This window comes from Cognaticolwellia mytili (genome assembly GCF_002104475.1).
Lineage (GTDB): Bacteria > Pseudomonadota > Gammaproteobacteria > Enterobacterales > Alteromonadaceae > Cognaticolwellia > Cognaticolwellia mytili.
Genome location: NZ_NBOF01000002.1, coordinates 359647 through 384658 on the forward strand (window position 1 = coordinate 359647; position 25012 = coordinate 384658).

Genomic DNA, 25012 nt, shown 5'->3' on the forward strand with positions numbered 1-25012 from the left:
TTATTTTCTTTTAACAATCAAGATTTAATATAACACTTACTTAAAATTCAATTGAATGGCCAACATCGATGCTTCAATACTCCATCAGTATTGGTCTTTGATTAGGGCAGTTAAAGCAGTCATTTTTACTCGATTTAACCTAAAATACTAATATTTAGGCAATAGATATTCTCAGACAATACCTGATAAATAATCCAAAGTATTTATTTGATGGGTGAATTGTTACTTCACCCAAAGAGCTTATTGCGATGAGTCAAATTTTGTCATCGTTTCAGTTTTTGATGTTCACAATAGTCACTTAATGACTGCATCATGGCAAACGACACCTTTGAACTGTGCTCTAAATCCAGTGCTGATGATTAACCAGCTCTCAGCAGGTATGTAACTTATGCCGACTACATTGCTACACAGAATAAATCACTTAAACCAGACTTTACCACCAATAAATTTATATGCAGGTAAACCACGAATCAGGGTTTCGCGGGCGAATGACTTTTGGCATTTTGGGCAAATGCAAGGTTCTGTGGTGTAGTCTTGGCTAATACGCTCTTTGAAGCTTTTAACTAATGCGCCTTTACCGCCCTTGCGATATTTAAACAATATCGTATTACAGCCGTTGCAAAATATATCAACGGTTTTGGCTGGGCCTTTTTTACTTGGTTTTGCCATCAGGTATTTTTCTTACTTTCCAGTATGTTGATTAATGTTACTCCAGCATACTTTGCGTTGATTTCATTTTGGCTATACTTGAATATCAAAAAGGCTGCTGATTTAACCCTGTAAATTGACTGAGTTAGCTACATAATAACAAAGATCAGCTAACTTCCAGAAGCTAATTATTTACGAATTAGCTCTCAACAACTTATCAAAGTTTTACATCTACAAAGCTGTAATATATTTTTATTCATACAAAATAACTTTCCAATACTTGAGCTTCAACCTCCTAGTTCCACGTTAAACAGTAGTTAATTGACCTATAGCGTTTTCGATATTCATACACCGCAATAAAGCCGCTTTTTGTCGGTATCAACTTGCTCATCAAGAAAAAAACAGCTAGCGTGAGCTATTAAATAATTTCGTTAAAATAACTATTCTATAATAAGCCATCAGCTGTGCTTAAAGGAAAACAATGAATATTAGTAAAAGAACCTTTTTAAAAGCCAGTGGCGCCGGTATTGCCACGTTGTCTATTGCTAGTCAAGCCATTGCGTCGTCAGCTATTGCCGCATCATCTAGTGAAAAAAGCAAGAGCTCGTCTGGGCTTAGCGATATTGCGGGTAGCGTTTTGGGCATTAGTAAAGGCGAACGATTAACCCGCATTAACAATGCCCAAAAATTAATGCAGCAACTTGATATTGCCGCAATGGTGCTTGAACCCGGCGCAGCAATGGATTATTTCTCAGGCATACAGTGGTGGCGCAGCGAACGTTTAACAGCGGTGGTAATTCCACGAGAAGGCAATGTTGCCGTGGTTTGCCCATTTTTTGAAGAGCCAAGTGTACGTGAAAGTTTATCGGTAAGTGACGACATTCGTGTTTGGCAAGAACATGAAAGTCCATTTGTATTGATTAAACAAATTTTGGCTGATGCAGGAATAAACAAAGGTAAAATAGCCTTTGAAAATTCAGTGCGTTATTTTGTTATGAGTGGCCTAATGGCTGAGCTTTCAAATATGCAGCATGTAAGTGCTGAGCCTGTCACCCGGGGCTGTCGTATGTACAAAAGTCAGCATGAACTAGAATTGATGCATAAAGCTAATGAAGTAACTTTACTCGCCTATGCACACGTTTGGTCAAAATTAGCGCTTGGTATGAGCCAAGGTGATGTGAAGTCATTAATGAAAAACGCACAAACACAGCTTGGCGGTAAAGGCGCGTGGAACATGGCGTTATTTAACCAAGCTAGCGCATATCCACACGGCACCAAACAAAAACAAACTTTAACTGAAGGTTCAATTGTATTGATGGACTGCGGCTGTAATGTTCACGGTTATCAATCAGATATTAGTCGTACCTTTGTTTTTGGTGAGCCAAGCAAACGACATCGAGAAGTTTGGCAAACGGTAAGGCAAGGACAACAAGTTGCTTTTGAACAAGCAAGAATTGGCAACCAAGCAGGTTCAGTTGATGACGCCGTGCGTAAGTTATATCAAACAAAAGGCTTTGGTCCAGGTTACAAATTACCAGGGCTTTCGCACAGAACAGGCCATGGCATTGGTATGGAAGGCCATGAAAGCGTTAATTTTGTTCATGGTGAAACTGAGATATTAAAACCGGGCATGTGTTTTTCAAATGAACCCGGCATTTATATTCAAGGTGAGTTTGGCGTGCGCTTAGAAGACTGTATTTACATGACGAAAAATGGTCCGCAGTGGTTCACAATGCCGCCAAGTTCATTAGATGATCCAATTGGTAAGCTTATTAAGTTAGCAACTATTTAACCTGCTAAAGTATAAATAGTTATTTACAGCAAAAAGAAGTTATCTACAGGTATCGCTTCTTTTTGCTGTTTGGTTAAACGTTGAAAAACGGCTTGTTCACGAAGCCCATTAAATAATGGCGCATCTAATACCCGATAATCTAATTGGTAACCTTGTTCTATCGCTTGCGTTAAGTAACGCATTGCCAGTGTAAATTGCCCTTTCGCGCTGTAAATTTCCGCCAATAATAAACTTAACTCGGCTTGTTCATTACCTTGCTGCTGCTTTGCCTTTAGCAGCAAAATTGTCTGTTCATCTGAAGCTACTAACGATTTATCAATATTATTTTCTTGCTTCTTCGCTATAGTGCCTGTCAATAACCGTGCTAGCACGTTAGCACGAGAAGTTGCGTCATTTTCTTTCAATGTTGCGGCTTGCTGATAAAGTTGCTGCGCCGACGTCAGTTTACCTTGAAAGTATTCAATATCAGCTCGCGTTTGTAGTAATAAAGCTTGCTGATTTGTATTGGTTTGGCTGACTTCATTAATGAGGTTTGAGGCTTCAATATAGTCTTTTTTATCAATCGCCAGCTGCGCTAAATGATAAGAGGTTAATAGATAATCAGGCTGTAAGGTTAGTGCTTTTTCATACCAAAATTTAGCTGCATCAAATTGTTTAGCGCGTTGTAATGTTAGTCCAGTATGCATCATGGCTAACGCATGTTCAGGTGTTTGTTCTAATATGACTTTATGCCAATGTAGTGCTTTTTCTAGTTCACCTTGCTCTGAATAAATAAAAGCTAAGTTGATCAGGATTTCAATTTCATCAGCTTCAATTGCTAAACCTCTATGCAAGGTTTTAATACTTTTTGATAGCCAGCCTGACACATAGTAGGCGGTACCTAGTGCTTTGTAGCCATCTGCCGATTGGTTGTCGTAACTTAAGGCTTGGTAAGCGTTATCAATGGCGAGTTGCTTGTCACTTTCTTGACCTGAAAATTGAAAGTATTTTTGACTATAAGCTTGGCTGAGTGCTGCGTAAGCTGGTGAAAAAGTATAATTTTCATTGATCGCTTTTAAAAAAAAGTCGATAGCAATATCATTGTCTTGCTTACGATAACGATGATAATAATCTCGACCACGCAAGTACAAACGTTCAGCATTGGTTTTTACCACACTTTCACTGACTTCATTGGTCGACACACTATTTGATGTTGGGTTTTCTTCAGTGACATTATTAGGTGAGGAAGTACTCAGCGTTAAGCTCACTAACATGCCAATGAAAGCTACTAGTCCAAGTAAGGACATTCGTCGCCACATTGTGCCAAATTGGCTACCCGCAATACTAGGAAACCTATCATTTGCACTGAGATCGAGCATAACTGAAGGTGGGCTTCGCACTACACATTCACATTTTACGGCTGGAATAAGTCGATAACCTCGGCCACGAACCGCTTCAATATAAGTTGGCGCACTGGCATCATCCCCTAACGATTTTCTCAGTAACTTCACTCGTTGTTTTAAGGTTTCATCGCCAATAACCCTTTCAGGCCACACAATGGCCATCAGCTGTTCTTGGCTTAACAATGCTGGAGCTGACTTCGCTAGTGCCACTAGTAGGTCATAACTCAGTTTGGGTAAAGTAATCACTTCTTCTTGGCGTGTTAATTCACCGCGTTGAACATCTAAGTTCAAATCGTCAATTAGATAGCGTGTTGTCTTATTATATTTATCAGCCACTAAATCATTATTTCTGCTATTGCGTTATACCCGTTAATTTATCGCCTTTTCACCAAAGTGCAATGATTCTTAGCAGGTTTTCGCGCTCTTTCACCGTTTTATTTCACTCTTCAACGAAGCTTCACTAAAGCTTCACCAAAACTTTTAAGTTGTTTCACCTTAGCTTCAAGTACCAAAAAGCTATCGGCGTAAGCTGATATAACAACAAGCAGTACTAACAGAATAATTAAGGAAGGTACGATGACATCAACTAAAACATTACCCGAATTTGAAAATTTATGGGGGCATCCAAAACCACTTTGGATGCTATTTATGGCAGAATTTTGGGAGCGATTTGCTTTCTATGGTATTCGTTGGGCGTTAACACTTTACATTGTTGCGCAGTTTTTTAATGGTGATACTTCTGGGCAATCTTTTGCGTCAAATACCTACGGTTCATATTTAGCTTTAGTTTACGCCAGCGCTATTTTTGGTGGTTATATTGCCGATAAGGTGATTGGCTCTCAGCATTCCATTTTAGTTGGTGCTGTCATTATGGGCTGTGGCTTATTTCTGATTATGTTGCCCGATGAAACCTTTTTTATGATTGGCTTAGCAACGGTAATTGTTGGTAACGGCTTATTTAAACCTAATATTTCGAACTTAGTTGGAAAAATATATGCCGCTGATGATCACCGCCGTGACAGTGGCTTTAGCATTTTTTACATGGGTATTAATGCTGGCGCTATGGTTTCACCGATAATTACCCAATGGCTTGCCAGTACGCTAACTGATACACCTATGATGGATAACTATAAAGCCGTTTTTGGTGCAGCGGGCGTCGGTATGTTGATTAGCTATGTTTGGTTTTATATTGGCCGTCGACAATTAAAAGGAATTGGCTCGGTTGCTAAAACGCCATTGCGAACCAAAAATCTTGTTACAGTTGTTCTTGGCGCACTTGTTTCTATTATTCCTGTTTATATTTTAATAACTTATGCTGGCGCACAAGTACTAGCGTGGATCTTATTCGCCTTATTTATTGGTTTAGCTTTTATATTGTTAAAACAAACCAAAAATGATGGCAAGGTGGCTTTTGAACGGGTGATTGCATGCCTTATCATGTTCGTTTTCAACGTTATTTTCTTTATGTTTTTCGAACAAGCAGGCAGCTCATTTACTTTTTTAGCGCAAAACATTGTTGATAGAAGTATTACCGAAGTGGTTGAATTTAAAATTGCTTGGTTTCAATCGGTCAATTCAGTAGCAATATTAATTTTTGCACCACTCGTTTCTGCCCTTTGGGTATTCATGCATAAGAAAAAAGTAGAACCGAGTATTCCACGCAAATTTGCCTTAGGACTATTAGGCACTGGACTTGGCTTTTTAGTGTTAGTGTATGCGCTAGAAAACTTACTTGATGCCAATAACATGATCCCGATTTGGCCACTAGCAGCCTGCTACGTATTACACACTATTGGCGAGCTATGCTTATCACCCATTGGTTTATCCATGGTAAGTAAGTTAGTACCCGCTTCGCTGGCTGGCTTTGCGTTTGGAGGCTGGTTTTTAAGTACGGCTATTGGCAACAACTTTTCAGGGATATTAGCTGGCTCAATGAGTGGTGAAACAGGCATGACAGTCGCATCAGCATTAAGTGGTTTTACCTTTAGCTTTTGGTTGCTGACACTGGGCGGGGCATTGCTGTTTATTATTGGTCCGAAGATTAATAAATTAATGCATGGTGTTAAATAGCTTTACTTGAGATAGCTTTTATAACAAATAATCACGCACCTTCTCTTTGCAACAGACCTTACGGTCGGTTAAACTAGTCTTAATAAGTTTAACCGATTTCTAGAGATACCCACGTGAGAGATGCAGAGCAAACTCGTCAAAAAATATTAGAAATTAGCGCCGATGAAATCCACAAGAATGGTTTCACCGCAACAAGCTTATCTTGTATTTTAAAACGTTGTGAAATTTCAAAAGGCGCCTTGTACCACCATTTTTCTAATAAAATGGACCTTGGTTATGCGGTGTTTGAAGAAGTATATGCTCCTGCTTTCATAGCACTTTGGCAACCACCCGTAGAGTCAGCAGATCCAATACAGGGGTTATGTGATTTTTTTAGTGCCATGTCAAAAGAAATGACCTGTGATGAAGTGGTTTGTGGCTGTCCCTTAAATAACTTATGCCAAGAAATGTCTGGTGTTGACGAAGGGTTTCGGATTCGTATTTTAGCAATGCAACAACAGCTAAACTTATTGATTGCAACAAACTTACTTCGTGTGAGTAATGAGCTAAAAGCAAACCTCGACTTTAGCCAAGTTGCCTACTTTATTGTATCAACTTTTCACGGTTCTTCGAGCTTAAGTAAAAGTTCATTAAACAAAGAATTATTTGACAAAGTAATTAAAGAGCTATGTCGCTACCTTCAGCAATTAAAGCAATAATCATAAATTAGTTACCAAAGTAACAATTCTTAACACTTTATCGTCTATTATAAGCCTAAACATCATTTACAGACCGAGCGGTCGGTATGTATAATGCTCGCAATAGAAATATTTACTAAAATTTAACACTCAATATCCAAGGGTCACCATGAAAAAGTTACTACTACTTGTTGCCTTGCTCACAGGCTTAATATCGAATAGTTATGCCGCGACACCTACAACTTCTCCATATCAAGTAATAGAAGTAACAGGTAATAAGCTCTTTGCAAGAATTGCTAATAATCAAGATAGCTTAAATAAGTTCCCTGAATTAATGCGTGAAATTGTTGAAGAAGAGTTAATGCCTTCAATTGATTATCAATATGCTGCTTTTAAAATTTTAGGCAAGCATTTGAGAAAATCGACTAAAGCACAAAGGGCAAAGTTTGTCACAGCCATGCGTGCATATTTAGTACGTACTTATGCCAGTGCATTGGCGCAATATCATCAGCAAAAAGTACTATTTGAACCAGGAGTTAAGCTAAAGCCTAAGGCTAAATCAGCCTCTGTCGATGTAAAAATTGTTGATGCTGGTAAACCAGACATAAAAATTACTTTTCAAATGCGTAAAAACAAAAAATTACAGCAATGGAAGGCTTACGATATGATCGTTGAGGGCATATCTTTAATTAGCAGCAAGCAAGCTGAATTTAACCGAAAAATATCAGATCTAGGAATAGATCAAGTAACATTAGAATTAGCCTCAATAGCGAAATAATGCCAGTTTGATTAGATTTTTTACCTTGCTGTACGTAGAAAAAATATGTCAGGAAAAAGACTATTTTAATAAGTACAAATAAGTAGTAATTTAGGCGAATAGGTATAAGTTTTAAAAGTTACTTTTCAAATAAAAAAAGACGCTAAATAGCGCCTTTTTTTATTATTTTTTTACTGCTAAGCCGCTTAGTTACTCGCTATAGCTGACGTTATCGTCATTTCTGAGATTTTGTTAGCTTCAATATCAGCTTCAGTAAAGCGTAATGGCCTAAGTTGTGGTTGTTGTGAATATAACATGGTTTGATCTAAGTTATGATCACTATCGTATTCTGCCGATTGTGAATAACTCAGTAAGCCTTTTGCAACTGGGCCTTCTTCCGTAAAGTTCACTACAGTCATCCAACTACTACCATAATTAATGTGATAGCCTTTCCCTTCTGCACTTAATATTGAATCGCTATTTTGCGCAGGGTAAACATGTCGACGTAACAACGAACCATCATTACCGGTACGAGTATTAAACACATTAAAGCCACCTTCAATATTGTGTGCCCCCGCCCATGGTATTTTCACTCCTGATGCACTGCCGTCAGGCAAACTACGTTCAACAAATTGCACGCTACCTAGAGTAGCATCTAAAGCAAGGCCTGCGGATTCAACATTGACTATTGCTTGGGCAAACTGCTCAAGCGTCGTCGTATTGTTCATTAAGCCACTTGGCGTTGTCGTTGCCTTTTCTACAGAGAATCCTTCTTGCCATTGCGGATTCTTGTTGAATAAAAAAGCAAACTCTCTGAACAGATGTGCCGAACTACTATTTTTGTTCATTGTGCCATCCCAAAGCGCCAATGCTGTACAACCATTGCTTATATCAACACTTTGTGCCCCAACACTGACAAGTGTACTTCCTTGTGCTTGGCAAACAGTTAATAATTCTGATAATACGTTTTCGCTAAGATAGCTGCGATTACTTAACAGCGCTTGTTCAACTTCTTCAGGGCTAAATAAGCCATCACTTCCCGCACTATCAGCAAGTATTTTATGTGCAAGTCGGGAGCGTAACGATTGCTGATTACCTACTTGACCATACAAAGGCGATGCATCAATGATAGGAGCACTTGCATTCGTTAACCAAAAACTATCATTTGAGTTTTGTACGTAATCCGTGCCTGAATATTTTGGTGCATTGGCATAAGGTACAGGTCGTTCAAAATCAAATGCCGATAAAAACCCAGGTAATATCGTAAAGCCTGCGGCCTGCTTAGCACCGACAAGTAACGGGTTAGTGGTCATTTCATTAATGGCGGTGCTCGATAAGTTCGGCACTGTTGAATCATCAATATAAAATACATTACCATCAGCATCAGCTGACATCGTATTGTTAAATATTACGCCGTCGTAATCTTTAAATGCTTGTTTAAATTCTTCTATATTGCCCGCTAAATTCATTGCTAACCAGTGGTCAACAATATCGGTATTCCCTAAATTAGCATCTTTGATTGCAAAAGCACTGCCACCGGGTCCCCACTCAAAGCTTCCGGGTACAACTACCATAGGACCATGATGCGTTGAATAGCTTTTCTTCGCCAATTTAATGGTTTGCCCCGGTGCAACAGCAACATCGATAACAAACTCTTTACTGGTAATTAAACGATTTGCACCATCAATAACCTGCGACATTTGCTGTGGATCACTTGGGTTTAACGATAACTGATAAACAACAAAATGTTCAGCAGATGAGAACGTATGTGTCCAAGCTACATTTTCATTAAAGCCAATATTAACCACACCTGGCATACCTGTTAATGAGCCACCCATAACATTTAAGTGATCTGGTATAGTAATATGGAACTGCCAAAAACGTAGATTGCCCGTATGTGGAAAATGGGGGTTGGCAAGCACCATACCTTTACCATTTTCAGTTTTGTCTTTACCTAAGCCCCAACCATTAGAGCCTAAATCACTCGGGTTCTTTTCAGGTAATGTTATTAATGGCTTTGAACTGACTTTGAAGTTACTGGCATTAACCGATTGCGGATACGGCAAAAAGCTTTCTCCAGGAGGAGCCGCTAGGAACATTGGGCCAAGAAAGTTTGCAGCACCCGGCAATAAAGCAATACCTAAGGAATAAGTAAACATATCGATATCTGTAATTGGCTGTACCCAAGGCATGTTGGCACAAGCACCATCAATGTTTTCAACACCTGTATCAGCTAAATACTTGTTATAGCCTTGTGCGTACCCTGACAATAATGCTTGGCTATTGGCCGAAAGAGACTTAATATTTTTTTCTGCGTGTTCTTTAATTCCTAGCGTTAAAAAACCGAAGTCATTAATCAAGTGGGTTGAATCACCAGAAGCGGGTAGCATATCAGGGCCATAATATTTAGATCGTTGAGAGTTATACTTCAAAATTTGATCGGCCAAAATGCAGATATTATCTTTTGCGAATGCATAACCTACACCATAAGACATGCTTTCAAGGTTGTCAGCCGTCACGTGTGGTACGCCATAGTCTGTCCAACGGATATTAGCGCTTAGCACACCATCACTATCAAATGACGGAACTGGGGTCGGTTGAACAACAGGAGGTGTCACAGGGGGTGGGGTAACTGGAGGAGGCGTACCTATATAAGTATAATCACCACCACCACATGCAGCTAATGTAAGTAATAAAGTTAATAGAGAAAGCGGTGTACATAACTGTCGAAGTGAATATTTCAAAACAAACTCCTTATTGTATAATTATTATTTTTTATCCACAGCCTTAGACTGATCGTACCAGAGATAATTGCACAATATTCAATCAACCTCAAACAGTTATTTGTATAAAAATAGAGCAAAGATACTATTTTTGTCTTAAAATTCAATGATAACAGTCTGCCATTACAGCAACTAACTAAAAGCTATCAAAGACATAATCTCCTTCTAATAACTTCATATTTATCGCCTTAAATAACTCACTTAATTAGCGATACCAAACAACTACGCGCGGAACTAAGTAAAATAAATAATGAGTAATAAGTTTTTCATCGCAAGGTTAATAGCAATAGGTACTTAAATAAAAAAACTAACAAAAAGCAGTTATTACCACTAAAATCAAAGAAGCGAAAAAACTAAATCGTTATAGTTAATTAATATTTATAATGTTATGGAATTTTTATCATTATGCATTCAGTGGAAAGTTGGTTTCTTGAACAAGATATTGCAAAAGACACACTAAAAATTTGGCAAGAGCTCATCAACTTAATGGCTGAGTTATGCCTTACCCCGGCAGGCTTTATTGTCCAAATGACGGAAAAAGGCTATCAAGTGGTCATCGCCAACAACTCGGAAGAAAACCCTTACCCTGCGGGCGGTGTTATTCCTGCAGAAACAAATATATTCTGTAAGAAAGTAGTTGAACAAAATCAACCCTTATATGTAAATAACGCGACGCACCTAAAAGAATGGCGTTCCAACCCCGAAGTTTCTGACGATCATTTTAATTCCTATTTAGGCTTTCCTTTGCTTTGGCCGAGTGGGAAAATATTCGGCACTATTTGTGTTATGGATTTTAAAATAACCAATTATGACGATAGATATCACCGACTATTGGCTCATTTTAAAGAAATGGCAGAACGAGATCTAAAACTGTTAGAACAAAACATTTATATAAAACAGCTATCTATACATGATGACTTAACAGGCTTACTCAACCGACGAGGCTTACAAAACAAAATTTCAGAGCATATAAAATTTGCCAGTCGTCATAACGAGGATATTGCCGTCTGTTATTACGATTTAGATGAATTGAAAAAAATTAATGACAACCATGGTCACAGGATAGGTGATGAAGCAATTAAAATATTTGCTCATGCCCTTGAAGAAAGCCATAGAAAAACGGATATCACAGCTAGACTTAGCGGTGATGAGTTTTTGGCTATTGTTTGCATTAAGCACCTCGACGAATTAAAAAAAATAGATGAACGCCTGCAAGCCTCACTCTCTAATTGTAATATCAGCGTTTGTATAAACTATAGTTTAGGAAAGGTAATTATTGATAATGAGTCATTACTTAAGACTGATATTGAAAAGGTGATCTCCCAAGCGGATGAACTTATGTATAGCAATAAGCGCTCTAAATATGCAAACTAAGTTAACAAAATATTTTTTTGCACTCTAATATGCATCACAGGCGATTTTCATGCCGAATATAAGCCATGATGAACACAGCTTTAAACACTATTTACCACAAACAACGGTAAATTTGTATATTATAAGCATTTATATTAAATTTATTATAAAGCGCCCTATTTGATAAGAATGTTACGACTTTAAGGAGGTTGTGATTAGAGCTATTTCTTGTATCACTCGATATCTATTATGTTGTATTTTTGCTAATTTATACCTTTCCGTATCAGCTCAAGCAAATACTATCATTTGGCAAACCGATCACAGACCCCCTGCATCCATACTTAAAGCTCCCTATCAAGGACAAGGGTTTATAGACACAATTCGTGATGAGTTAATTGAGCAATTACCGCAATATCAACATATCAGATCAGTTAGCTCACTCGATCGCTTATTTGAAGAGATGAACCAAGGTAAAGAGATTTGCCACCCACTTTTGTTTGTCACCGAGGAAAGAAAAAAAAACGCTTACTTCTCTATTGCTGCAACTATTACACCATCAATGCGATTAGTAATGAGAGCTGACGTCGCTCAAGCATTATACTTAAAAGAGCCTATCAATCTAGAGCAGTTTATCAGTAACACGCGCGAGACTTTTGCTATTGTCAAAGGGCGCTCTTACGGTCCTGTTATCGATAGCATACTAGCATTACACAATAGTAATGATAACCACGTCAAAATTAACGTTTCAGATAATACAACATTATTTAAATTGTTAGAAAAGAACCGTGTGGATTTTACTTTCGCTTACCCGTTCGAGCTTAATTATTACCGCACACATAATCCGAATACTCAATTTAAAATGTTCACAATACAAGGTGAAGCTGATTATACTTTAGGTAGTGTGGCTTGTAGTAAAACTGCATGGGGGAAGTCTGCTATTGAAAACATCAATAGCGCCTTAAGAAAACAACGACAACAAGATAACTTTATATCAACGATAAGCTATTGGTGGCCTGAAGAAACAACAAAACAAGAATTTAAAGACTTTTATCAAAATGTATTCTTAACAAAATAAGTCTGTTCTTTATTGGAAACTATTGATCTTTGATTATATTTTCAGCAACAGGTTGATTTTAATATTAGTAAAGCTGAATAAATGAGGTTTGGTTGTTCCAAATACGTAAAACTCTAATGCTACTAGCGTTAAAAACAGCCGTTGCCCGAAGCTAAAGCCTTCTTATTTTTTAAACAGTTGATTTAAATGACTCAATCACACCATTTCCGCCTTAATTAAGTCGACTTTATCTCTCAGTTGACCTATTGAGAAAATATCAACAGCCGTTAGTAGCAGCAAACAAATACTCTAGTTTACTTTATTGCTGATTCAGGAAGTTCTATACGTATTAAAGCGCGCAATTGTGCAAGCTCTAGGGCACCAGAATGATCATTAGGATACTTTTTATCAATTACTGCTTTTAATTCTTCATTCATATCTTCGCTATGACATAGAAGACATTTCTTTTTTACATACATAGGTTGGTAATAAAAATAACGATAGCCCTCTTCCCCCTCCACTTTACGAGAAAAGTACTTTTCATTTTCTGATGCGTCGCTGAGGAAGAAGTTTAAGGCAACTTTATCAATGTCATCAGGCCTATTAATTGGATTTCTATACTGGTAAGTTGGTCGCTTAATTTTCATTCCAAGGTTAAAAGATTCAGCAGTTTGGTTAATAATATTAACAGACTTACTCCAGCCTTGAGCTGCTCCAACAAGCCCTAATGATTTAATGTCGGCCAACATGGTCGCCATTAACGTCTTAGAAACTTTACTTGCGGCCTTATCACCAATATTACTCAATATTTTATCTTCCTGTTGAGATAATTCAATTAAGGTTTCACCTTTAGCAAACGTTGAAAGCGACCAGCTAACTAGAAATATAAAAGTTATTGCTTTCGTAATATAAAACATGACAAGTTTCTCCTTGGAATATACTACTAGTATATTGAAAGAGTATTGAGTCTCAAGGAATTCAAGCAGCTATTGAGGTTTATTACCAGTAACATTGATTTGCCTCAAAATAAGACCAATGTCAATAATTCATAGCGCCCAAAGCAATACTTAACAAATACTACTACTCGCTATTTTTAATCGAAAAAAAAGGCAACAACATCTCTGCTATTACCCTTCCTATTACTTTTAGCTATTTATATGTATTAATTTTTATCTAAATTAAATGATTTTTAAAATAATTAAATTTATTTCAGCTAATCCTAATCATTATATTAATCTTTGCTAGTTTTAAGCTTATTTAGTACGTTTTCCAACTCAATAATATCAGTGTTAATGATCATTGCACTTTGTTCCGAAGCTTCCGACAAAATCATAACTTCTTTGGTCGCATCACCAACAATGACCATGTTCCTATTTAATTCTTCGGAAACCTGGCTTTGCTCTTCTGCTGCTGCTGCAATTTGAATGATATGCTGAGTAACCTCACTAATTTGGTTTACGGTATCTTTCATTTTAATAAAGGCTGTGTTTGACTGAGTTGCAGCTGTTTGAGCTTTTTCAGTGCCTTGCTCAATAAGGTTTACCGTTGTAGTCACTTCTAATTGTAAAGAGGAAATAACTTGTGATATTTCATCAACGGAGTCGGCCGTTTTTGATGCTAAAGCTCTTACTTCATCCGCTACGACACTAAAGCCTCGACCATGCTCCCCGGCTCTTGCTGCTTCAATAGCGGCATTAAGCGCTAATAAATTGGTTTGATCAGCTATAGCGCTAATAACGTCTAAGATTTTTCTTATATCCTCACTGCGCACTGATACTGCTTTCACTGCATCAGTCGCCGTAGCCATCTCATTAGATAAGCTGGTGATCTCATTTGTTACCAGGGAAACGTCAGACTCTGTCCCTTTAATCGAATTACTTGCCGCGTCAGCATTGCTTGCAGCATTGGACGCAGTATTAGCGACTTCTGATGCTGTTGCTGACATCTCTGTAATCGCCGTTACAATACTATTAATTTCAGTCTCTTGTAACGATATTTGAGCATGTGTTTTTTCAGCATTACTTTTACTTTCTTCACTTTGCTCAAGTACTGCCAACCCAGATCTTTTTGCTTGCTCTAATAACTCTCGAACTTTCTCTCTAAATTGATTAAAAGCGATACTTAAACTTATAAGTTCGGCATGCGAATGTACTTGCAGCTCTTGGGTTAAATCACCGCCTTGGCCAGCAAGCTCTGCCATTTTATCTGCTACCGCTTTGACAGGCTTAATAATACTGCTAGTAAATATGTTAACTAGCAACAGAGCTAAAATCGTAGCTACTAGTGCTAATATTAGAAAACTGGTGATAATTTGATTAATTATTTCAGCAATACCATTCGATATTTCACCAACGGGTAACATCGCCACATTAAGGTCGATACCTACGATAAGATGCCATTCATTACCAGAAATATTAATCTTAATAGGTCGTACAAAATACAGTAAACCATCAATAACTATGGATTTATCCTGACCTGAAATATTAAGTAATTCAGCACTATTTTTAAGTGCTTCTTTTATTGGCCGCGCCAGACTTTCTTCTTGGTCTGTCGCAGCAGCCAAGAAACCATCTTGACTGACGATTAAAACACTCGCCTTGCCGCCATAAAGAGATGATTTTAACTGTTGCGCTTTCTCTTGCAAAAGGGGTAAATTAAGATCTGAGCCAACAACACCTTTAAACTCTCCATTTACCACGACAGGCACAACTAAACTGGTCATTAACTCTGTGTAACCTGGTCTTATTTCATATTTATAAGGATTATTAATACAAGGTTTTAAGCTCTCTTTAGAGCATAAATACCACTGCGCTGCACGGTTACCAAATTCATCCAAGGTTTCATCATATTTATCTACTGAATTATCGATAAGCTGTTGAGATATTTTATTATTTTGCTCTCTTACGAAATAAACTTCGAAACTGCCTGTCCCCGCAACGGAGTGACTATATCCGGTAGTAAAATCACCATCTTTACCGTCAAATTTATTAGCGTCAAATTGTGCATACATTGAGGAAACTTTACTATATGACAGCGTATTTCTTACCATAGCTTCGGTTTGTTCTCGACTATAAGGTTCTGGCAATTTTCCTTCAATACTAGCAGCAATTTGTTTAGCTAACTTATAAGGGTAAACGTAGCTTTCATTAAAAGTATTCGAAATATCAAATGCGATGGCACTTGATTTAGCCGCTACCGTTTGCTCAATTTGAGTCCTAACCTCAGTACTTACTTCAGAAACGATCTCCTTTTCCGCATCATTTAAGGCTGTCGAGCTCACTAAAATAAAGCTTACCGACATCAATATTAATAAGCTCCCAACAACTAGCAATAACTTCAATGACAGACTTCTTTTTTGTAATAACATCCACAACCTCAACTATAGTTTTTATTAACAGGTTAAAATCAAAAGCATAACTAACTTTAGCTATATAAATTTATTCTCGCCATATGAATTAAATGGTATTCATTATTTCCAAAGGTATATCAATACTCATTACGTATAAAAAACCTTAAAAACTTAAGTTAATTACTCCTTAACAAACAGTAGATGTCAGGTACCTTAACATTCGCCCCTCCAATAAAGATAAGATATTTTTACTTAATATCAAAGCATTAGTTTAATTTACTTACTAAGTAAGGATAAGCAGAAACCATAGTTTTCAATGACTAGAATGTATGCCATTGAATGCTCTGGTTTAGTGACATAGGAGACTTCGATAAAGGATAACATCCTAGTTAACCTGAGCTCGGGATAAGTAAAGTACTACCGCTACGCTATTAAAGCCTATTGCTACATTGTTCAAGACGACACAGCTCTTGATGCAGTACAGACTTTGGGGCTAACTATCGATTAACATCCTTTTAAATCAGGTACAAAAAAAGGGAAGCTATTACTTCCCTTTTTTTGTACCTGAATTTTGAGCTAAATTTTATTACTTCTCAATTTTACTCATATCTCCAGCTTTAATAATGGCGAAAGCTTCAACAGATAAGTATTTACGCATTACCTTGTTGATATCATCAGCAGATAGTTTTGCAATTTGCTGTTCATACTTTTTGCCAAACGCCATGGTACGGTCTAAACGTATATTAGTATTTAACGAACCCGCTAATTCTCGGTCTTGAGACCGACTAACTTTACGCCCTTGTAACAAACCAGACTTAGCAGCTATTACTTCCTCGTCAGTAAAGCCATCTTTTAGTAAACGAGCAATTTCTTCTTTAAAGCCGACTTCAACTTTAGCCAAGTTTTGTGGCGCACAAATAGCGTATGCACCTAATGACGCACGTTCGTCAATATTACTAATATTAATAAAGGACCCAGCACCATAGCTTAAGCCATCTTTTTGACGTAAGCGCGTCGCTAAACGACTATTTAAGAAGCCACCACCTAACATATAGTTACCAATAGTCAAAGCAGGAGCGTCAACGTGCTCTTGCCCCACAGGAATACTCAATGAAGCAACGAAAGTCGCGTTTTCTTTATCTGGTGTATTGAAGTCCATCGCTTTGTTAGAAAGCTTTTGATAAGGGGCATCAACGCGCTTGTATGTCGTTGAACTCTGCCAATTAGCCGTTACCTCATCTAACACTTTTGTCGATTTTTTTTCATCAAAATCACCAACAACTGTAATTTGCATGCTGTTTGAACCGTAAAAATCTTTATGGAAACGTTTAACATCAGCTAAAGTTGTAGCTTTTAATGCAGCTAAGTCTTCCTCAAAGGTTCCTATGTAATTAGGATGTCCTTTAGGGAATGGACTTTGATGACGACTATAAGCGCGAAATGCAATTGCTTGTGGATCTTGTAATTGCTGTTCAATGCCTACCTTAGTTTCGCTTTTGTATAGCTCAAACTCTTTTTTATCAAAAGCTGGTTTTTGCAATACTTCAGCAACTAGCGTTAAAGTTTGGTTTAAATTTTTACGCGTTGTATTAACGGTCACATAAGCATTATCGTTAGAACCGCCTATATTAACTTGCGCTTCCAGCTTATCAAACGCTTCTTTTAACTGCTCACGAGAGTAATTTTCAGTACCACGCATTAACATAGCACCCGTTGCATTGCCTACCATGCTTAGGCCCTGCAGAGATAATAAATCCCCCATTTGCATAGACATACGCACAACAACAGACTCACCACGTGTTTTCTTTGATAATAAAGCTATTTTGACCCCTGTATCTAAATTACTAATACTTGTACGGGCGTCAATATTATCATGTGATGGATCAAACGCTTCACCTTGAGCAACTTGTTCGCGGCCTTTATAGCCCTCAACCATTGCTTTAACATTTTCCACTTGTGGAATTTCAGCTCGCTCAGATTTTTCAGCTGGAATAAACTTACCTAACGTTCTGTTATTACGTGTAATATAACTTTTAGCAACACGGTTCACATCTTCAGCTGTTACTTTTTCAACACGATCACGGTTTAAGAAAACTAAACGCCAATCCCCCATACCTAACCATTCGCTTAATTCCATCGCAATACGCTCAGATGAATTAAACGCCAATTTAGTATTTTTTAGCAGAGTACGTTTTGCTTTTTCTACTTCTTCTGTCGTTACAGGTTTATCAGTAATATTTTCTAAGGTCTGAATTAACACTTCTTCTGTTTTAGCTAAGTCACCGGCTTTATCTACTTCAGCCATAAAAATGGCAACCCCAGGCTCAGCCCATTGGAAGTTAAAACCAAAAGCACTACTAGCCAGTTTATTTTCAACTAATGCTTTGTGTAAACGACCCGTTGCTTGCGCAGACAACACTTCATTTAATACATCAATCGCAGCAAAGTCAGGGTGTGAACCTGCAGGAACATGGTAAATAGACCCTATCATCTGTGCATCACCAACACGACGAACAGTGACTTCACGTTCACCATCTTGCGCTGGTTCAGCCGTATACAACGGACTAATCACACGTTCTGGCTTGTCTATTTTGCCAAAAGTTGCGTTAATTTTTTTCAGCATTTCATCAGAATCAAACTTACCTGCAACGGTTAGTGTCGCATTGTCTGGTTGATAATATTTACGATAAAACGCTTGTAAGCGATCAATTGGTACATTCTCTAAATCAGCACGAGAGCCAATAGTTGACTTACCATAATTATGCCATTCAAAAGAAGCTGCAAGCATGCGCTGTAATGTAATACGAAATGGATTGTTTTCACCACGCTCAAATTCATTGCGCACAACCGTCATTTCACTATCGAGATCTTTTTTAGCAATAAATGAATTGACCATGCGATCAGATTCCATGCTTAATGCCCAATCGATATTTTCTTCTGTAGCTGCAAAGGTTTCAAAGTAATTAGTCCGGTCTGTCCATGTAGTTCCGTTCGGACGAGCGCCATGTGAACTCAACTCTGCTGGAATATCTTTATGCTTTGGCGTTCCTTTAAAAACAAGATGCTCAAGTAAATGCGCCATACCTGTTTCACCATAATTTTCATGCTTTGAACCCACATGGTAAGTAACATTTACCGTTACTGTTTCTTTGGTTTGGTCTGGAAAAAGTAAAACTTGTAGACCATTATCTAGCCGGTACTCACTGATCCCTTCTACTTCGGTAACTTTTTTTAATTCTTGTGCAAAGGCCACTGAGCTTAATGACGTAATGCTTATTGAAGCCGCTATCGCAATTGTGCTTGGCTTAAACCATTTTTTTAGCATAAATCTTCCTTATTTATTTGTAAGGTCTCCACCTTACCAAATTGTTAATTATTTGTTAAACCTTCTTAATGATAATAGCTAAGTACATAAGTAGTGTATTTGTTAGCTTTAGTTTACTGCTAAAACTAACCAGTTATGTACTCAATGCAAGGTTTAAGAAATCACTAAATGTTTACCAGTCCTTTAGTCTCCTTTAATACAAATTTATTACAGAGTCGGCTAAATTAACTTAAAAATAATATTACTTAAAAATTTTGGCTGATTGCCATTACTTTAATTAGCGGGAATTTATGCAAAATCAAGCACCAATTAAACCTGTAGCTGCTAAGTATTCACTATTTAACCTGAACTCGGATCAGTGAGAATGAAAAACACAATATTTCAAAGTATTATCAAAAGTCTATTACAGTGGTGATATTTATGCCTAGTTCAAAGCATTTATGTATGTCCAATAACGGTTATTGGCAACTTGAACAACGTAGAGGTAGGTTTTAATAGCGCTGCAATAACATTTCGCTTATCCCGAGCTCTGGTTATTTAATACAACCAGTAAAAACAAGCGGTTAAAACCCATACTCACAGTGGTTGTGAGGGCAAGTCATGCGCATCAGCCTGAACGCGCTCCTATTGAGTAAACAATCCACAAACAATATGCTCTATATGAAATAACCAGCCTTCTTTTTAAGGTAATTCCAACCTAGACAGTTAGAACTATCAATAAAATACGACGAGTAAACTATTTATGGCTCAATGAATCAGCGATCATATAGAATTTTAGCTTATTGCCCTTTCATGGCACGCAGATAAAAGAATGTTTCATAGATCACTTGCTGATAGCGATTAAAGCTGGTGCAACTCGGCGTGACTAAACCTTGCTCATCAGAAATAAAAAAAGGGTAATAACATCACTGTTATTACCCCTTCTAAGATTATGCTTTACTTAAAGTTTAGTGATTTTCACTAACCATATTCACAGTATACTTTGGAATTTCAACAACTAAATCTTCATCACCAACAATTGCTTGGCAGCCAAGACGTGAGTCTGGTTCTAAGCCCCATGCTTTGTCTAACATGTCGTCTTCTAATTCATCACTTTCACCGATAGAATCGAAACCTTCACGGATGATCATATGACAGGTAGTACAAGCACAAACTTTTTCACAAGCATGCTCAACGCCAATATCATTCTTAAGTGCTACATCTAGTACACTTTCGCCTTTTTCAGCTTGTACTACTGCGCCTTCAGGGCAAAGATCTTCGTTAGGTAAAAATATAATTTGTGGCATTGACTAAACCTCGTCTACTGAATGGCCTGATAATGCTGTTCGAATAGAAGAATCCATTCTACGCTCAGCAAAAGCGGCGGTACTGTTATTTAATGTTTCCAATACCGCTTCAACATCAGCGGCATTTCCTATTTGGCTCGTTTTTGCTAGTGCCGAAATATTACTTTCTATTTCAGCTATTTCAGCTTGGCTTAATAAGTGGCTATCAGCTGTTAATGCGGCTTGCACTGATTCAATCACTCTTGATGCTTCCACTTGTTGCTCTTTAAGCATACGTGCTTGCATGTCTAGCTCGGCATTTTCCATCGATGCTTTTAGCATGCTGGTAATTTCATGTTCTTCCAAACCAAAGCTTGGCTTAACAGTAATACTTGATTCAACACCGGTTGATTTTTCCATTGCTGACACTTCTAATAAACCGTCAGCGTCAACTTTAAAAGTTACACGAATATGCGCCGCACCTGCCGTCATTGCTGGAATACCACGTAATTCAAAACGAGCTAACGAACGACAGTCATCAACAAGTTCACGTTCACCTTGCAGCACGTGTACAGCCATCGCTGTTTGACCATCTTTAAAAGTGGTAAATTCTTGTGCTTTGGCAACAGGGATTGTGGTGTTACGAGGAATAACCTTTTCAACTAATCCACCCATTGTTTCTAAGCCTAACGACAATGGAATAACATCAAGCAATAGCATATCGCTATCAGGCTTATTGCCCGCTAAAATGTCTGCTTGAATGGCAGCGCCAATGGCAACCACTTTATCTGGGTCAATTGAAGTTAATGGTTTCTTAGCAAAGAACTTCTCAACTTCACTGCGCACTAATGGCACACGAGTTGATCCGCCAACCATAACAACTTCAATTACATCAGCTATTGCTAATTCAGCATCTTTAACAGCGCGTCGACAAGCTCTAAGGGTTTTCTTTACCAATGGCGCAATAAGTTGTTCAAAATCACTAAGCGTTAAACTGTTCGACCATTGCTTATCAGTTTCAAGCGTTAGTGAAACTTCAACACTATCATTATTTGAAAGTTGTTCTTTTGCATAACAAGCTTGTTGCGTTAATTGTCGCTCCATAGAAGCTGACAATGGGCGTGATAAACCGGATTTAGCTATTAAATGTTCAACAATAGCTTCATCAAAGTCATCGCCACCTAAGGCAGAGTCACCGCCAGTTGCTAGTACTTCAAATACACCTTTATTTAAGCGTAATATCGAAATATCAAACGTACCACCGCCTAAATCATAAACAGCAACTACACCTTCTTGGCCGGAGTCTAAACCATAAGCAACGGCTGCCGCTGTCGGTTCATTTAATAAACGTAAAACATTAACGCCTGCTAACTTAGCAGCATCTTTCGTACTGTGACGCTGAGCATCATCAAAATATGCAGGCACAGTAATAACCACACCTGTTAACTCGCCACCTAGGGAAAGTTCCGCACGCTGAACTAATGTTTTCAGAATTTGAGCTGAAACTTGTACCGGATTAACTTCACCCGTACGCGTTACAATTGCAGGATGATTTTCATCGCCGCAGAAGTTATATGGCAAAGAGGCATATTTGGTATTGATATCAGTTTTTGAACGGCCAATTAAACGCTTGGCAGATACAATAGTATTTTCAGGGTCGCTAACCGCTAGGGCTTTAGCTGTATCACCAACTAATATCTCATTACTTTGGTAACTAACAACGGAAGGAAGAATGTCTTTACCATTTTCATCAACAATGGTTTCGGCTAAACCGCTTTTAACGCTAGCAATAAGTGAGTTGGTCGTACCAAGGTCAATGCCAGCGGCTAATCGGTGGTCGTGAGGAACCGTACTTTGTCCAGGTTCAGCAATTTGTAATAGTGCCATGATGAAAGCTCATTAGATAATAGTGTTACTGATTTTACTATTAACAACCTAATTCCACTGCTACTTGAGTCTGAGTTAAGGCCGTTAATAGCTTTTAAATAGTTCGAAGCTGCTTGCCTCGTTTACTTGCGACAAGAACTAATCGTCTAGTAATGCGTCTTCAAGTTTGTCCAGTTCAACTTGCAGTTTTTGATAAAATTTAAGTTTTCTAACATTGTCACACGCTTGAGCATTAGACTCTGTAGTGTTATCCGTTAGTTGAACTTGCAGTTGATTAAACAGCTGCTCAAATTCAGTTTCAAAAACCACTGACGCTTCAAATATTGCCGCATCGGTATCATTAGCAAATTTAATTTCTGCTAACAATTCACGTAGTTCCATTTGACGCATTAAAAAGCTGACATCGCCAAATGATGCTTGTTCACTGGGCATATCAACGCCGCGCAATGTTAACATGTATTGCGCGCGTAATAATGGGCTTTTTAGCGTTTGATAGGCATCATTAATTTCTGTCGATTTTTGCACGGCAATCAACTGCTCTTGACTTGAAGCGTGAGCAAAACGATCCGGATGCGCTTGTTTCTGCAACGTTTGATAAATTGTTGATAAGTTTGCAAGATCAATATCAAATTGATTTGCTAAACCAAACAATTGAAAATAATTCACATCAACTCCAATGAATAAATAAACTCACTAAACATTAAAGCTTTCACCACAACCACACTCGCCTTTGGCGTTTGGATTGGTGAACTTAAAACCTTCGTTTAAGCCTTCTTTGACAAAATCTAGCTCGATACCATCAAGATAAACTAAGCTTTTGCCATCAATGATGATATTAACACCTTCAATGGCGAACATTTCATCGTCTTCGTTCAGGTCATCAACAAATTCAAGTACGTAGGCTAAGCCTGAACAACCTGTTGTTTTAATGCCTAATCGCAAACCAAGGCCCTTGCCTCGGTTTTCGATAAACGATTTAACCCTGTTTGCTGCAGCAGGTGTCATCGTTACGCTCATAGTATGTCTCCAGACTAATCGTTGTTCTTAGTACGGTAATCTTCAATCGCTGCTTTAATGGCATCTTCTGCCAAAATTGAACAGTGAATTTTCACTGGTGGTAATGCAAGTTCTTCAGCAATTGCAGTGTTTTTGATTTCTGCAGCTTCGTCAATAGACTTGCCTTTAACCCATTCTGTTACCAATGAACTTGAAGCAATGGCAGAGCCACAACCGTAAGTTTTAAATTTCGCATCTTCGATGATACCGTCATCAGAAATTTTAAGTTGTAGCTTCATTACGTCACCACATGCAGGTGCGCCAACCATACCAGTCGCTACTTGTGGGTCATTTTTATCTAATGAACCAACGTTGCGTGGATTTTCATAATGATCAATTACTTTTTCGCTATAAGCCATAATTATTCTCCTTGAACTGCTAGTGAGCAGCCCATTCAATTGAGTCTAAATCAATACCGTCTTTGAACATTTCCCAAAGCGGTGACATGTCACGTAAATGGCCAATTGACTTTTTAATTAGGTCAATGGCGAAATCAATTTCTTCTTCTGTAGTGAAACGACCAAAGCTAAAACGAATTGAGCTATGTGCCATTTCATCGTTTAAGCCAAGTGCACGTAATACATATGAAGGTTCTAAGCTTGCTGATGTACATGCTGAACCAGAAGACACAGCTAAGTCTTTAAGTGCCATGATAAGTGATTCACCTTCAACAAAGTTGAAGCTAACATTTAAGTTACCAGGGTAGCGTTTATCAGCATCACCATTGATGAAAACTTGTTCCATATCGTTTAAACCAGCCCACAAACGGTCACGCATTTTTGTTACGTGTGCTTCGTCTTGCGTTAGTTCTTCTTTGGCAATTCTAAAGGCTTCACCCATACCAACAATTTGATGAGTCGCCAATGTGCCACTGCGCATACCGCGTTCATGGCCGCCACCGTGCATTTGAGCTTCAAGGCGAATACGAGGTTTACGACGAACATATAGTGCGCCAATACCTTTTGGACCGTAAATTTTGTGAGCTGAAAATGACATTAAGTCAACTTTTAAGTGTTGTAAGTCAATTTTGATCTTACCAGCACTTTGCGCCGCATCAACATGGAAAATGATTTTACGAGCACGACAAATTTCGCCAATTTCAGCAATATCCTGAATTACACCAATTTCATTATTAACATGCATAATGCTAACTAAAACAGTATCTTCACGAATAGCATCATTAAGCTTATTCAAGTCAATTAAACCATTCGTTTCAGGATCTAAGTATGTTACTTCAAAACCTTGGCGTTCTAATTCACGACACGTGTCTAAAACTGCTTTGTGCTCGGTTTTGCAGGTAATAATGTGCTTACCTTTTTTACTGTAAAAATTCGCAGCGCCTTTAATGGCTAAATTGTTTGACTCTGTTGCACCAGAAGTAATTACGATTTCACGTGGGTCAGCATTAATCAAATCAGCAACTTGATTACGAGCGATATCAACCGCTTCTTCAGCTTGCCAACCAAACTTGTGTGAACGTGATGCTGGGTTGCCATAAAAACCATCAGTAGTCATGTACTGCATCATTTTTTCAGCAACACGCTTATCTACCGGCGTTGTTGCTGAATAATCAAAATAAATAGGAAGCTTCATTGATTAATAATCTCCAATTAA

The 25012-nt window shown here is 38.0% G+C and carries 18 protein-coding genes; 6 read left to right on the top strand and 12 right to left on the bottom strand.

The annotated features are described in order from the left end of the window. Window positions 1-417 precede the first annotated feature (417 nt). Window positions 418-669, bottom strand: a complete 252-nt coding sequence (locus tag B7C41_RS06515; protein WP_085297989.1) for a hypothetical protein — start codon at window positions 667-669, stop codon at window positions 418-420. Window positions 670-1135: 466 nt separating this feature from the next. Between B7C41_RS06515 and B7C41_RS06520 the strand changes: the two genes are divergently transcribed. Further along, the gene (locus tag B7C41_RS06520) at window positions 1136-2440 is read left to right on the top strand and encodes a M24 family metallopeptidase (protein WP_407919555.1); all 1305 of its coding nucleotides are present in this window, start codon (window positions 1136-1138) and stop codon (window positions 2438-2440) included. Between the two features lie 23 nt (window positions 2441-2463). Here the strand turns inward: B7C41_RS06520 and B7C41_RS06525 are convergent, their stop codons facing one another. Further along, on the bottom strand, window positions 2464-4158 hold the full coding sequence (locus B7C41_RS06525) for a winged helix-turn-helix domain-containing protein (RefSeq protein WP_085297991.1): 1695 nt from the start codon (window positions 4156-4158) through the stop codon (window positions 2464-2466). A 240-nt stretch (window positions 4159-4398) separates the two neighbouring features. Here B7C41_RS06525 and B7C41_RS06530 point away from each other — a divergent pair, with 240 nt between their 5' ends. From B7C41_RS06530 to B7C41_RS06540, 3 genes are all read left to right on the top strand, one after another. Continuing rightward, window positions 4399-5892, top strand: a complete 1494-nt coding sequence (locus B7C41_RS06530) for a peptide MFS transporter (protein ID WP_085297992.1) — start codon at window positions 4399-4401, stop codon at window positions 5890-5892. A 113-nt stretch (window positions 5893-6005) separates the two neighbouring features. Continuing rightward, window positions 6006-6590 (top strand): TetR/AcrR family transcriptional regulator, encoded by a 585-nt coding sequence (locus B7C41_RS06535; RefSeq protein WP_085297993.1) that lies wholly within the window; start codon window positions 6006-6008, stop codon window positions 6588-6590. Between the two features lie 148 nt (window positions 6591-6738). Further along, window positions 6739-7347 (top strand): MlaC/ttg2D family ABC transporter substrate-binding protein, encoded by a 609-nt coding sequence (locus tag B7C41_RS06540; protein ID WP_085297994.1) that lies wholly within the window; start codon window positions 6739-6741, stop codon window positions 7345-7347. A 185-nt stretch (window positions 7348-7532) separates the two neighbouring features. Here B7C41_RS06540 and B7C41_RS06545 read toward each other — a convergent pair whose 3' ends face one another. Next, on the bottom strand, window positions 7533-10070 hold the full coding sequence (locus B7C41_RS06545) for an acylase (protein ID WP_085297995.1): 2538 nt from the start codon (window positions 10068-10070) through the stop codon (window positions 7533-7535). Between the two features lie 444 nt (window positions 10071-10514). On the opposite strand from B7C41_RS06545, the gene B7C41_RS06550 reads away from it, so the two are divergent. Together B7C41_RS06550 and B7C41_RS06555 are read left to right on the top strand one after the other, a co-directional pair. Next, entirely contained in the window at window positions 10515-11483 is a 969-nt protein-coding gene (locus B7C41_RS06550) for a sensor domain-containing diguanylate cyclase (protein ID WP_085297996.1), read from the top strand. Between the two features lie 190 nt (window positions 11484-11673). Further along, window positions 11674-12537 carry a TIGR02285 family protein gene (locus tag B7C41_RS06555; protein ID WP_085297997.1) on the top strand — a complete coding sequence of 288 codons (864 nt, stop codon included), beginning with the start codon at window positions 11674-11676 and terminating at the stop codon, window positions 12535-12537. 293 nt (window positions 12538-12830) lie between these two features. Here the strand turns inward: B7C41_RS06555 and B7C41_RS06560 are convergent, their stop codons facing one another. The 9 genes from B7C41_RS06560 to B7C41_RS06600 all read right to left on the bottom strand — a co-directional run bounded on the left by B7C41_RS06560 (window position 12831) and on the right by B7C41_RS06600 (window position 24991). Next, a complete protein-coding gene (locus tag B7C41_RS06560) occupies window positions 12831-13433 on the bottom strand; it encodes a Tll0287-like domain-containing protein (protein WP_085297998.1) in 603 nt (200 codons plus the stop codon). 314 nt (window positions 13434-13747) lie between these two features. Beyond that, window positions 13748-15883 (bottom strand): methyl-accepting chemotaxis protein, encoded by a 2136-nt coding sequence (locus B7C41_RS06565; protein WP_085297999.1) that lies wholly within the window; start codon window positions 15881-15883, stop codon window positions 13748-13750. Window positions 15884-16451: 568 nt separating this feature from the next. Then, window positions 16452-19190: a M16 family metallopeptidase gene (locus B7C41_RS06570; protein WP_085298000.1), complete on the bottom strand. Its 2739-nt coding sequence runs from the start codon at window positions 19188-19190 to the stop codon at window positions 16452-16454. 947 nt (window positions 19191-20137) lie between these two features. Beyond that, the gene (fdx, locus tag B7C41_RS06575; protein ID WP_085298001.1) at window positions 20138-20476 is read right to left on the bottom strand and encodes an ISC system 2Fe-2S type ferredoxin; all 339 of its coding nucleotides are present in this window, start codon (window positions 20474-20476) and stop codon (window positions 20138-20140) included. A gap of 3 nt (window positions 20477-20479) precedes the next feature. Then, on the bottom strand, window positions 20480-22342 hold the full coding sequence (gene hscA, locus B7C41_RS06580; RefSeq protein WP_085298002.1) for a Fe-S protein assembly chaperone HscA: 1863 nt from the start codon (window positions 22340-22342) through the stop codon (window positions 20480-20482). 138 nt (window positions 22343-22480) lie between these two features. After that, window positions 22481-23008, bottom strand: a complete 528-nt coding sequence (gene hscB, locus B7C41_RS06585) for a co-chaperone HscB (protein WP_085298003.1) — start codon at window positions 23006-23008, stop codon at window positions 22481-22483. Between the two features lie 27 nt (window positions 23009-23035). After that, window positions 23036-23359 (bottom strand): iron-sulfur cluster assembly protein IscA, encoded by a 324-nt coding sequence (iscA, locus tag B7C41_RS06590; protein WP_085298004.1) that lies wholly within the window; start codon window positions 23357-23359, stop codon window positions 23036-23038. A 14-nt stretch (window positions 23360-23373) separates the two neighbouring features. Next, window positions 23374-23757, bottom strand: coding sequence for a Fe-S cluster assembly scaffold IscU (gene iscU / locus B7C41_RS06595; RefSeq protein WP_085298005.1), 384 nt, complete (start codon window positions 23755-23757; stop codon window positions 23374-23376). A gap of 19 nt (window positions 23758-23776) precedes the next feature. After that, window positions 23777-24991 (bottom strand): IscS subfamily cysteine desulfurase, encoded by a 1215-nt coding sequence (locus B7C41_RS06600; protein WP_085298006.1) that lies wholly within the window; start codon window positions 24989-24991, stop codon window positions 23777-23779. Between the last annotated feature and the right edge of the window lie 21 nt (window positions 24992-25012).

What these genes read in the sequence shown, in the direction of transcription:
- B7C41_RS06515 (WP_085297989.1), bottom strand. Translation starts at nt 669, where the DNA reads ATGGCAAAACCAAGTAAAAAAGGCCCAGCCAAAACCGTTGATATATTT.
- B7C41_RS06530 (WP_085297992.1), top strand. Translation starts at nt 4,399, where the DNA reads ATGACATCAACTAAAACATTACCCGAATTTGAAAATTTATGGGGGCAT.
- B7C41_RS06540 (WP_085297994.1), top strand. Translation starts at nt 6,739, where the DNA reads ATGAAAAAGTTACTACTACTTGTTGCCTTGCTCACAGGCTTAATATCG.
- B7C41_RS06550 (WP_085297996.1), top strand. Translation starts at nt 10,515, where the DNA reads ATGCATTCAGTGGAAAGTTGGTTTCTTGAACAAGATATTGCAAAAGAC.
- B7C41_RS06560 (WP_085297998.1), bottom strand. Translation starts at nt 13,433, where the DNA reads ATGTTTTATATTACGAAAGCAATAACTTTTATATTTCTAGTTAGCTGG.
- B7C41_RS06565 (WP_085297999.1), bottom strand. Translation starts at nt 15,883, where the DNA reads ATGTTATTACAAAAAAGAAGTCTGTCATTGAAGTTATTGCTAGTTGTT.
- B7C41_RS06570 (WP_085298000.1), bottom strand. Translation starts at nt 19,190, where the DNA reads ATGCTAAAAAAATGGTTTAAGCCAAGCACAATTGCGATAGCGGCTTCA.
- fdx (WP_085298001.1), bottom strand. Translation starts at nt 20,476, where the DNA reads ATGCCACAAATTATATTTTTACCTAACGAAGATCTTTGCCCTGAAGGC.
- hscA (WP_085298002.1), bottom strand. Translation starts at nt 22,342, where the DNA reads ATGGCACTATTACAAATTGCTGAACCTGGACAAAGTACGGTTCCTCAC.
- iscA (WP_085298004.1), bottom strand. Translation starts at nt 23,359, where the DNA reads ATGAGCGTAACGATGACACCTGCTGCAGCAAACAGGGTTAAATCGTTT.
- iscU (WP_085298005.1), bottom strand. Translation starts at nt 23,757, where the DNA reads ATGGCTTATAGCGAAAAAGTAATTGATCATTATGAAAATCCACGCAAC.
- B7C41_RS06600 (WP_085298006.1), bottom strand. Translation starts at nt 24,991, where the DNA reads ATGAAGCTTCCTATTTATTTTGATTATTCAGCAACAACGCCGGTAGAT.